This is a genomic window from Muribaculum sp., from assembly GCF_029051885.1.
Lineage (GTDB): Bacteria > Bacteroidota > Bacteroidia > Bacteroidales > Muribaculaceae > Muribaculum.
This window is the reverse complement of record NZ_JAIDKI010000146.1, coordinates 1-11,437: the sequence shown is the minus strand read 5'-3', so window position 1 is coordinate 11,437 and position 11,437 is coordinate 1. Positions and strand designations below refer to the sequence as shown.

Here is an 11,437-nt window from a genome sequence, read left to right as displayed (position 1 = left end):
CCCTTATCACAAGCGAAAATCTGCTCGACGAATGACCGCCCTGACGGTAACATTTATTATTAAACAAGCTCTTAATCCGACACCAAAACAATGTCACTACTTGAGATTGTAACACCGCTGCATCATGTATGGGAAGTCATATTGTCGTGGATAGATACCGAACGACTGCGTGCGGTGATGCTATATGATCCGGCCAACCCGCTGCTGTTCAATACCGGCCTGTTTCTACTGCTGGCAGTAGCGTTTTTCTTCCTCTACCGTCTGCTCAGCCGATGGTCGGGGGCGAGAATGGTGTGTATCATTCTCTTCTCATTGTATTTCTATTACAAGTCAAGCGCCGAGTGCTGTTTCATATTGCTTGGCGTATGTCTGTCCGACTATCTGCTCGGAATTATTCTCGGCAATGTGCGCAACCGTATTTTGCGCCGTTGCATAGTGGCCCTGAATGTGATAGTCAATATCGGCATGCTTGTTTATTTCAAGTATCTCAATCTGATATTCTCTACATTTGCTTCGATAGGAGGGGCTGATTTCGATGCGCTCGACATAATCCTTCCGGCCGGTATCTCGTTCTTTACATTCCGGTCGATAAGTTATATAGTGGATATATACCGGGGCACATTGCGTCCCGCCACCAATCTGCTCGACTATATATTTTTTCTTACCTTCTTCCCTCCGCTGTTGGCCGGCCCTGTCGTTAGAGCGGCCGACATGCTGCCGCAGATAAAGCGACGTCCGGTAGCCACGCGCGCCATGGTCGGAGGCGGACTGTTCCTCATCATATGCGGGCTTATAAAGAAAGTCATTGTCGCCGATTATATAAGCGGAAATTTTGTCGACCGTGTGTTTGACAATCCTGCTCTTTATACCGGTCTGGAAAATCTGCTGGCGGTGTATGGATTCACACTGCAGTTGTATTGCGATTTCTCCGGATATTCCGATATGGCCATTGGGCTTGCTTTGATGCTCGGGTTCTCCTTCAAGGACAATTTCAATGCGCCGTTTAAGTCGCAGAGTCCCACGGAATGGTGGCGACGTTGGCATATATCTCTCTCGACATGGCTTCGCGACTATCTGTATATCCCGATGGGAGGCAGCCGATGCTCTGTAAAACGCTCTTATGCCAATCAGTTCAATACTATGCTGCTCGGCGGTTTGTGGCACGGAGCATCGTGGATGTACATCATATGGGGTGCCTGGAACGGTATCCTGCTGGTCGTTCACAAAGCTCTGCGCAAGGCGTTTCCGGCTCCTCCGGGAGTCAGACGCGACCAGTGGTGGCGGCGTGTGGCCAACATATTTCTTACATTCAACCTTATGGCTGTCGGATTCATGTTTTTCCGTGCGCGTTCCATGGAGCATGTCGGACAGATGGTCGGACAGATATTCACCAATTTCCACGTGTCAGTGGCCCCACAGCTCATGGAGGGGTATCTCGCCGTGATACTCATAATGGTTGCCGGATATCTTATGCATTTTGCACCCCGAAGCTGGTCGGAGTCTCTTCGCAACCATTATACCGCTCTTAGGCCGATATGGCAGGCCGTGATTCTGGCTATCGTGCTCCTGGTTATCATACAGGTGCGCTCGTCGCGTATAGTTCCCTTTATATATCTACAGTATTAAGTAATCGGGATAAATAAATTGATATCGACGCAGGCTTATTTCAATTTAATTATTAAATTTGCATCAAGGTTACAGGCAGCCTGCTTTTGTCGGGCTGTACGGCCTTAAGAGCTCGTTCGATAATATATGTTAACTCCAGGGCAGTCACTGTTCGCGGTATATTTCATGACTAAGGTGTGGACATTGCCCGCTCGACCGAAGAATTATGGAATAAGCACCGGACGGAGGCCGAGGCAATGGTGATTCATTGTTGCGTTATGGCTCATTAATTAAAGGATGTATAATATTAACCCTAAATTATACCGATTCTACGATTGATATTGTCGAACCGGATTTAATAAAAAATCTATATATGGAAAAGAGATTACGTATAGCTGTTCAGTCAAAAGGTCGTCTGTACGATGAGACAATGGCTCTGTTTGCCGAGGCCGGGATAAAGCTGACAGCTGTCAAGCGCACGTTGCTTGTGCCTTCTCGCAATTTCCCTGTTGAGTTTCTGTTTCTGCGCGACGACGACATTCCCGGCACTGTTGCCGACGGAACTGCCGATCTCGGCATTGTCGGGCTTAATGAAGTGCTCGAAAAGTGTAGCGATGTAGATGTGGTCAAGGAGCTTGGCTTCAGCCGTTGCCGTCTTTCGCTTGCTATTCCGCAGCATATAGAATATAATGGTCTTGAATGGTTCAACGGACGCAGGATTGCAACATCGTATCCCATCATACTGCGCAATTTCCTGAACGAAAACGGCATACGCGCGGATATCCATGTCATAAGCGGCTCGGTGGAGATTGCTCCCGGTATCGGTCTGGCCGATGCTATTTTCGATATCGTTTCGTCAGGCTCCACTCTCGTGAGCAACAATCTTGAGGAGGTATATTCCGTAATCGAGTCGCAGGCCGTGCTCATAAAGGGTGCCGGCGCCACGTTGCCCGATGACAAGGCTGCCATACTCGACGAACTGCTCTTCCGGTTTGAGGCTGTTAAGGCTGCCGAAGGCCGCAAATACATACTTATGAATGTGCCGCGTCAGAAGCTCGACGAGGTGCTTGCTATCTTGCCCGGCATGAAGAGTCCCACCGTTCTGCCTTTGGCCAATGCCGACTGGTGTTCTGTACATTCGGTGCTCGACGAGAAGATGTTCTGGCAGATTGTAAGCCGTCTGAAAGCGGCGGGAGCCGAGGGCATCCTCGCGCTCGACATCGAGAAAATGATACTCTGAGATATGGAAATATTGCGTTATCCCGACAGGCGCGAGTGGCCCGGGCTCACCTCGAGGGCCATGGCTTCACAGGCGTCGCAGGTGGCGGCTACAGTCCGTACTATAATGGACGATGTGGCAGCTCGTGGCGATGAGGCGCTCAGAGAGTATGAACTGCGTTTTACAGGCTCTTCGCTGTCCGACCTCGCTGTAAGCGACGAGGAGATTGAGCGTGCGGCCACATTGCTGTCGCCTGAGCTGCGGCAAGCCATAGAGAGTGCCGCACGGAATATCGCCGCATTCCACCGCGCCGAGATGCCGTCGCCGGTAAAGGTTGAGACGCAGCCCGGAGTAGTGTGCATGCAGCGCCCGGTAGCCATAGAGCGTGTAGGCCTATATATACCCGGGGGCAACTCGCCTCTGTTCTCCACCGTTCTGATGCTTGCAGTCCCGGCCGTGATAGCCGGATGTCCCGATATCGAGTTGTGTACACCTGCCGGAGCTGACGGAAGCATTCATCCCGCCATACTATATGCCGCCAAGGTGGCCGGGGTAGGGCGTATATTCCGCACCGGTGGCGCTCAGGCTATTGCCGCCATGACATTCGGCACTGAAAGCATTCCGCGCGTCGACAAGATTTTCGGCCCCGGCAACCGCTATGTGATGGAAGCGAAGCAGCAGGCTACGCTCCACGGTTGCGCTATTGACATGCCTGCCGGACCGTCGGAAGTGCTTGTCATCGCCGACAGCAATGCCAATCCGGCTTTCGTCGCCTCCGACTTCCTGTCGCAGGCCGAGCACGGACCTGACAGCCAGTCGATATTGCTTACAACATCAGAGACATTGCTCGATATGCTTCCGGGCGTTATCGACACAATGCTCAATGACCTGCCGCGGCGCGACATGATGTTGCACTCGCTTGACCACAGTCGTATCATTCTGATGCATGACGATGACGAGATGATGGAATTCAGCAATCTCTATGCTCCGGAACATCTGATTCTTAACCATCGCGACGCCGACCGCCTGTGCGACAGTGTGCGCAATGCCGGCTCGGTATTCATCGGTCCATGGTCGCCCGAAAGTGCCGGCGACTATGCGTCGGGCACTAACCACACACTGCCCACCTCCGGTTACGCGCGCTCCTACAGCGGTGTGAATATCGACAGCTTCATGAAGAAAATCACATTCCAGAAGCTGACCGCAGAGGGTATAGCCGCTCTGGCACCCACTGTCGTGGCCATGGCCGAGGCTGAGAGCCTCGACGCGCATGCCCTTGCTGCAAAAGTGCGCACATCGGCCGTTTAATAATATGAAAAAATACAGAATCATACATGACACTCCAACAGCTTGTTCGTCCAAATATCCTGGCCATGCAGCCATACACCTGTGCCCGCAACGAGTATTCCGGCGAGGCGCGCGCATGGCTCGATGCCAATGAAAACAGTATGATTTCGGGGCTCAACCGTTATCCTGACCCATTGCAGTCGGAGGTAAAGCGCCGGCTTGCCCGTATACGCGGTGTTGATGTCGACAATATATTCCTCGGTGTCGGTAGCGATGAGTGTATCGATATTACTTACCGCACATTCTGTCGCCCGGGTGTAGATAATGTGGTGGCCATCGAGCCTACCTACGGTATGTACAGCGTATGTGCGGCCATCAACGATGTGGAATACAGGCCCGTCCGTCTCCACGACGATTTCTCCATCGACGAGGATGCGCTCTTTGCCGCTGTCGACGCCAATACCAAGGTGCTGTGGATATGTTCGCCCAACAATCCTACCGGCAATGCATACCCCCTTGAACAGCTTGAGCGTATAGCCTCGCGTTTTGAGGGGATAACGGTAGTCGATGAGGCTTACGTCGACTTCTCCTCTGTCGGCTCGATGGTGTCTCGTCTTCAACACCTCCCCAGGCTTATCGTCATGCAGACATTTTCCAAGGCATGGGCCGCTGCTGCAATGCGTCTGGGCATAGCCTACGCCCATCCCGACATTATCGGCATATTCAATAATGTAAAATATCCGTATAATATAAATATCCTCACCCAGCGCGAAGCTCTTAAAGTGCTCGATTCGGCCGATGAGGTAGCCCGTGTGGCCAGGGCGCTTGTCGGCGAGCGCAATCGCCTTGCCGAGGCTCTTCTGCGGCTTTCTGTGGTTACGGGTGTATACCCTTCGGATGCCAATTTCTTACTCGTGGCCACCACCGATGCCGACGGGCTGTACGCATGGTTGCGCGACAAGGGTATAATCGTGCGCAACCGCTCGCGTGTGGCCCTGTGTGAGGGTTGTCTGCGTATCACCGTCGGCACCCCCGATGAGAATGCCATGCTCATCGATGCCATGACTGCTTTTCCTCATGACTGAACAATCCTATAATTATTTCCTGCATTCTGTATATTTCCATTTATCCTGACATAAAATACAATGAACAAAGAGAACACACGGCCGCGTGCACTTTTTATCGACAGGGACGGGACTCTTATAGTAGAGCCTCCTGTCGATTACCAGGTCGACTCCCTTGAGAAACTGGAATTCATGCCGGGCGCCCTTCGCGCCATGCACTTTATCGCAGGGCATCTGCCTTACAAGCTCGTAATGGTGACAAACCAGGACGGCCTCGGCACATCATCTTTCCCCGAGGAGACATTCTGGCCCGCTCACAACAAGATGCTCGGCGCTTTGGCCGGTGAGGGTGTGAAGTTTGATGATATCATCATCGACCGCACTTTTCCGGAGGAGAACGCTCCGACACGCAAGCCGGGCACGGCATTGCTTGGCGAGTATACCTCGGGGGGATACAATCTCGCCGACTCATATGTAATAGGCGACAGGCTTACCGACGCCATGCTTGCACGCAATCTCGGAGCTAATGCCATTATCCTGGCCGAGCCTACCGAGGCGCTGTATAATGAGATTGCAGCACAGGGACTTGACTCCACAGTCGTGGCTGTGACCCGCTCGTGGGATTCAATAGCCGCAATACTTCAGGGTGGTGTGCGCAGGGCCAGTTGGTCGCGTGCCACTTCGGAAACTACCATCACCGTAGAGGTCAATCTCGACGGCAGCGGACATACCGACATACACACCGGTCTGGGATTTTTCGACCATATGCTTGCGCAGATAGGCAAGCATGGCGCGTTCGACCTTAAGGTGCACGCCGACGGCGACCTTCATGTTGATGAGCATCATACCATTGAGGATACGGCCATTGTGCTCGGGCATACCCTGCGCGAGGCGCTTGGCGACAAGATGGGTATTGAGCGCTACGGATTCGTGTTGCCGATGGACGATTCGCTATGTACGGTTGCTCTTGATTTTGGCGGACGTCCATGGATTGTATGGGATACGGAATTCCATCGCGAGAAAATCGGCGATATGCCTACCGAGATGTTTTTCCATTTCTTCAAGTCGCTTAGCGATGCTGCCGGCATGAATCTGTTCGTACGCGCCGAGGGCACAAACGAGCATCATAAGATTGAAGGAATATTCAAGGCATTCGCACGTGCGCTGCGACAGGCCGTGCGCCGCGACCCCTTGCACTTCACTCTTCCTTCGTCGAAAGGCACCCTCTGACCGGGTGAAGACGTTGCGGATGCAAGTCCGTCATATTTGTATACATATGTGCAATATTTGACGGTATTTTACCGTTAGATATTGCACATATGAACAGAATAGACGCACTCTATATATGGGCCGTGGGCATGCTGTCGGCAATCATGCTTTCGGCCTGTGTCGAGGATGGTTTCTCGACCAGTCCCTCCGACCAGCCACAGCTCTCAGCCGACACTCTTCGCCTCGGACTTGTATTTACCGGTGAAGGCACTCCGACCCACTTGTTTAAAATCCACAATCGCCACGACAAGGGCATGATTGTGTCGTCGCTGCGTGTGCGCGACGATGCATGGCGCGATGTGTTCCGATTCAATGTCGACGGAATGGCCGGACGCGACTTTACCGATGTGGAGATTCGCGCCAATGACTCCATATTTGTGCTCGTTGAGGCCACTCTTCCTGAAAACGGCGGTCAGTTGCCGGTAGAGATTAACGCTCCTGTCGACATCGTTGTCAATGGCGTGACCTCTACCATTGTGCTGAATGCGTTCGGACGCGATGTGACGCGTCTGCATGAACCACGTATTCAGGCAAATACCCGTTGGGAAAGCACGAAGCCCATACAGATTTTCGACAGCCTTGTCGTGGAGCCCGGCGCCACTCTCACCCTGGGAGCCGGACAGCAGCTGTGTTTTCATGCCGGGGCTTATATGCGTGTCTACGGTTCGCTTGTGGCCGAAGGGACTCCCGAGGCTCCTGTCGATATTACCGGCGATCGATTCGACCAGGTGGTGGGGCGCATCCCTTACGATATAATGTCGGGGCAGTGGGGTGGCATAGAGTTCATGCCGGGGTCGGCATCCAACCGCATGTCGCATACTGTCGTGCGCAATACCACATGGGGAGTAGAGGTGTACGGCGAAGGCGCCAATCCGAGAACCCCTGTGCTCAGTCTGCTCAATTGCCGTCTGCGCAACTCTGCCGCCAATGTCCTTACCGTGACCGGCGCCGCAGTCCGTGCCATAGGGTGCGAACTCGCCGAGGCTGCCGATAATGTGGTAGAGGCAGGCGAGGGTAGTCATCTGACTATCAACCACTGCACCCTTGCCAATTACTATCTGTTTTCAGCCGTGAGCGGAGCCATGGTTTACGTTGCCGCCGAGGATGCCGCCGGCGATATAAGCAACTCCATCATTCATGGCAACGGGGGTATTGTGTCGCCGGGCGATTTGTTCGGTTACGATTTCTACCTGCGCACATCGCTGCTGAAGCCTAACGGCTCTGACGACGACAACTTCATCGCAATCATGTGGGGCAAGGATCCGCTGTTTTATACCGTGCGCTCCGACTATTACTTCGATTACCGACTGCGCGAGGGGTCGCCGGCAATCGGTGCCGCCGACCCGGCTCTCACACTGCGTGAGGCCGCTGTCGATTTCTATGGCAATCAGCGTGGAGCCGAGCCCGATCTCGGCGCATATGTATTCGTCCCTGAGGCTGACTCTTTCTGACGTAATCCGGTATCCCCTGGTTCTACCCCCGACTATCAATTCCTCGCTTTATGACATTTCTTCGACGAATAGCATATATGTGCATGCTGCTCTTGCTGGCATCGTGCAACAACGACATCTTTATCGACACTTTCGACATGCCCGCAGTGACTTCATTCTCCATTCCCGGAAGTGGAGGAGAGTGCGGTTTCACGCTCCCTGCCGACAATATGACAATGGGCATATATGTGGAGTCGGGCGACTACGAGATAAGCGCCACCATGCCCGGAGGCGAGCAGATGACAAACTGCAACTGGCTCGAGGGCGACGGGCGGTTTACCGTGTCGCATCCGCGTGTCGATATGACGGTCGAGCGCATAGGCCGGCGTGTCGATGTCAAGGTCAACCGCTATTATTCACTGCGCGATGAAATGGTATTGGTTGAATTTTCTACCGAATACCAGTCGATTACCGACACCATCAAGATACCGGCATATAATCCGTATGAACTCCGTGGAGTGGACTATCAGTTTCAGAGCACTACCCTTAATGATGGCATGGGCTCAATGTCGGAGATATTCAACGGCAGTATATCCAATCACCTGAGCACTCCTATGAAGTTCCCGTTCATACTTTCCGAGGCCACGATACCCGTATTTTATGAATGCCGGGTAGAGAGCCGCGGCGATATGTATTTCGATATGGTGAAAGGTGCGGAGTTTCCGATACCATCGAGCCTCAACGACAATCCGTGGATGTGGAGCTGGGGACTGCTTGGCGACAGTGCTGTTCTCGCCTCCGACGGAGCCACGCTACTGACCCACTACCCGCCGCTACCATCCATCGACCCTATTCCGCCTCATACGAAGTCGCAGATAAGACTCGTGTCTGACAACGAGCAGATGCAGTTCGTAGCCGTGCTCGATATCTATAATACCCACCTCGCACAGTCACATCAGGTGTATATGTGGCTTCTGATTGATATTCCGTTTGACTATATTGTTTCCCGCAATGACACTCCGGTTGAATAAATATATAGATGCGCGCGCTGTGGCTGCTGCCGCTGTAATGATGTCGGCGACGCTGCATGTTGCCTCACAGAATCCTGCCGTCGGCGATTCATGCCGCTACGACGGTCTGTCGGGGGAGCTGTCGGTAGCCGCGGCACCCTCGCTGGTGCTTCGCTCCAATCCTTTTCTGCGCGGGCACAACCCTTCGGGAAAGCAGGTGTCCGCGTCATTTTCCGGGCGTCTGCAATATGCCATGCGTTTTGCTCCCGATTCGGAGTACGGACGTCTGTATCCCTATGCCTGGCAGGGTATCGGGCTTGGCGTCACATCCTTTTCCGCCTCCGGAGTGCTTGGCTCGCCGGTAGCGCTGTATGTGCTCCAGGGGAGTCGCATCGCCTCGGTCACACAGCGTCTGGCTGTCGACTACGAATGGAATTTCGGAGCATCGTTCGGCTGGAAGCATTCATCATCGACCGACGGGGCCGACCGTATGCTCTACGGCGTCGGTTCGTCGGTCAATGCCTATATCGGCCTGGCGTTCATGCTGTCGTATGAGGCTACTCCAAATCTTACACTGCGCTTTGGCCCTGAGATAGCCCATTATTCCAATGGCAATACCTCGCTTCCCAATCCCGGAGTCAACCGCGTAGGTCTGCGCCTGTCGGCTACCTACCGCCTGCATGGCATCAGGCCGCGCAGTCTCTCGGTTGACTGGAGTGGATTCCGGCCCGGCATGTCGTACGACATCACTTTGTGGGGCGCATGGCGCAAATGGGGCTACAGCCCGTCGGTCAATGAACCGTATACCGGCTCCGGTGCGCTTGAGGTGCCTGGACGATGGCTTGTGGGAGGATTGAGTTTCAACCCGCTCTACCGCTTCAATCCGGTGGTAGCGGCCGGTGCAGCCGTCGACCTTCTGTATGACGACGGCGCCAATCTGTCGGCCCATTTCGAACCATCCTCGCCATTTGACTCGCCACGTTTCTATCGTCAGCCGCTTAGAGAGCGTATCATGGGTGGAGTGTCGTTGCGAGTGGAGATATCGATGCCCATATTCTCGGTCAACATAGGTATCGGCCACAGTGTGTATGCGCCGACGCCGCGCCGTCACGACATGGTGTATTATCCTGCGGACGACGACAGGCTGAGTCCCGTAAAGTCAGACCTCCGCGGCTTCTACCAGATGTTTAATCTTAAGACCCGCCTTTACCGTGGCCTTTACCTTAACACCGGATACCGCCTGGTCGACTTCTCCAAATCCGGCAACCTCATGCTCGGCCTCGGCTACACCTGGCGCTGACCTTTGCCTATTCAAAAAGATTTTGTTAAATTTGTAGCAAGCTGGGATGCTGGTGGTGTCCCAGCTATGTTATGTGAATTAGGCAACCTTTTATAAATTTTTAGACATTAGTCTTTTACCTTATCATGAAAATAAGAAGTGTAATCGGAGCGATGCTGTTGCCTGCGTGCGTTTTGTCGGCGCAGGGACAGATTACGCTTGTGCGCGACGGAAAACCGCAGTCGCGTATTGTAGTAAACAGTGATTCTCCTGTCGACCGCCGTGCGGCAGACCTCCTGCAGGACTTTGTCGGCCGCATCAGTGATGCGAAGCTGCCGGTAGTCGAGTCGAAGAAACTCAAGAAGGGCGACGTGGTAATAGGGCAGGGCTCGACCGACGGCCTTACGGAGGACGGATTCCGACTTGCCGACAGCGATGGCATACTTTATATAAGCAGTGGCGGCGACAAGGGCACACTCAACGGTGTGGTACAGTTGCTCGAGGACTATCTTGGCGTGCAATATTATGCCGCCGACGCATACACACTCGACCGTCGCCGTACCGTAGATATTCCTGCGATTGGCGACCGTGTGGTAAATCCCGCGTTCCGCTATCGCCAGAGCCAGTGCTACGCTCTGCAGGAGGATCCGATATACCGTATATGGATGCGCTTTGAAGAGCCGTCCGACGAATTTGCCGATGGCCTGTGGGTACATACTTTCCGTCGTCTGCTCCCTCCCGAACAGTATGGCGAGACACATCCCGAGTATTACTCGTATATCAACGGCATGCGCCGTCCGGGCAACGCGAGTCAGTGGTGTCTCACCAATCCTGAACTGTTTGAGGTTGTGGCGGCACGTATCGACTCAATTTTCAAGGCCAACCCTGACCGCAACATGATATCTGTGAGCCAGAACGATGGCAATTTTACCAATTGCCACTGTGAAGAGTGCAGCAAGATTGACGAGTACGAGGGTAGTCTGTCGGGCAACTATGTGCGTTTCGTGAACAAACTGGCCGAACGTTTCCCCGACAAGCAGTTCTCGACACTCGCCTACCTCTTTACGATGCATCCGCCCAAGCATGTGAAGCCTCTGCCCAATGTCAATATCATGCTGTGTGATATCGACACCAAGCGCGAGGTGCCTCTGACCGACAATGCCTCGGGCCGCGACTTCATGAAGGCTCTTGAGGGATGGTCGAAGATTTCCAATAATATCTTTATCTGGGCCTACGGCATCCACGTCGACCACATGGTGGCGCCATTCCCCAAT

At 53.6% G+C, this 11,437-nt stretch carries 9 protein-coding genes; all 9 read left to right on the top strand.

What is annotated here, in order from left to right:
* Positions 1–90 precede the first annotated feature (90 nt).
* Positions 91–1,626: an MBOAT family O-acyltransferase gene (locus K2I50_RS06220; protein WP_301025338.1), complete on the top strand. Its 1,536-nt coding sequence runs from the start codon at positions 91–93 to the stop codon at positions 1,624–1,626.
* 352 nt (positions 1,627–1,978) lie between these two features.
* Positions 1,979–2,845 (top strand): ATP phosphoribosyltransferase, encoded by an 867-nt coding sequence (hisG, locus tag K2I50_RS06215; RefSeq protein ID WP_301025336.1) that lies wholly within the window; start codon positions 1,979–1,981, stop codon positions 2,843–2,845.
* Between the two features lie 3 nt (positions 2,846–2,848).
* Complete coding sequence (gene hisD / locus K2I50_RS06210; RefSeq protein ID WP_301025335.1) at positions 2,849–4,132, top strand: histidinol dehydrogenase; 1,284 nt, start codon at positions 2,849–2,851, stop codon at positions 4,130–4,132.
* A gap of 26 nt (positions 4,133–4,158) precedes the next feature.
* Positions 4,159–5,196, top strand: a complete 1,038-nt coding sequence (hisC, locus tag K2I50_RS06205) for a histidinol-phosphate transaminase (protein WP_135957448.1) — start codon at positions 4,159–4,161, stop codon at positions 5,194–5,196.
* 60 nt (positions 5,197–5,256) lie between these two features.
* Positions 5,257–6,405, top strand: coding sequence for a bifunctional histidinol-phosphatase/imidazoleglycerol-phosphate dehydratase HisB (hisB, locus tag K2I50_RS06200; RefSeq protein ID WP_301025334.1), 1,149 nt, complete (start codon positions 5,257–5,259; stop codon positions 6,403–6,405).
* 89 nt (positions 6,406–6,494) lie between these two features.
* A complete protein-coding gene (locus tag K2I50_RS06195; RefSeq protein ID WP_301025333.1) occupies positions 6,495–7,895 on the top strand; it encodes a hypothetical protein in 1,401 nt (466 codons plus the stop codon).
* Between the two features lie 83 nt (positions 7,896–7,978).
* The gene (locus K2I50_RS06190; RefSeq protein WP_301025331.1) at positions 7,979–8,905 is read left to right on the top strand and encodes a hypothetical protein; all 927 of its coding nucleotides are present in this window, start codon (positions 7,979–7,981) and stop codon (positions 8,903–8,905) included.
* Complete coding sequence (locus K2I50_RS06185) at positions 8,898–10,184, top strand: acyloxyacyl hydrolase (protein WP_301025330.1); 1,287 nt, start codon at positions 8,898–8,900, stop codon at positions 10,182–10,184. The genes K2I50_RS06190 and K2I50_RS06185 overlap by 8 nt, the downstream gene beginning before the upstream one ends.
* Before the next feature lie 125 nt (positions 10,185–10,309).
* Positions 10,310–11,437: DUF4838 domain-containing protein (locus K2I50_RS06180; RefSeq protein ID WP_526022959.1), on the top strand; the 1,128-nt coding region annotated here is incomplete at its 3' end.

What these genes read in the sequence shown, in the direction of transcription:
- hisG (WP_301025336.1), top strand. Translation starts at nt 1,979, where the DNA reads ATGGAAAAGAGATTACGTATAGCTGTTCAGTCAAAAGGTCGTCTGTAC.
- K2I50_RS06190 (WP_301025331.1), top strand. Translation starts at nt 7,979, where the DNA reads ATGCTGCTCTTGCTGGCATCGTGCAACAACGACATCTTTATCGACACT.
- hisD (WP_301025335.1), top strand. Translation starts at nt 2,849, where the DNA reads ATGGAAATATTGCGTTATCCCGACAGGCGCGAGTGGCCCGGGCTCACC.
- K2I50_RS06195 (WP_301025333.1), top strand. Translation starts at nt 6,495, where the DNA reads ATGAACAGAATAGACGCACTCTATATATGGGCCGTGGGCATGCTGTCG.
- hisB (WP_301025334.1), top strand. Translation starts at nt 5,257, where the DNA reads ATGAACAAAGAGAACACACGGCCGCGTGCACTTTTTATCGACAGGGAC.
- hisC (WP_135957448.1), top strand. Translation starts at nt 4,159, where the DNA reads ATGACACTCCAACAGCTTGTTCGTCCAAATATCCTGGCCATGCAGCCA.
- K2I50_RS06220 (WP_301025338.1), top strand. Translation starts at nt 91, where the DNA reads ATGTCACTACTTGAGATTGTAACACCGCTGCATCATGTATGGGAAGTC.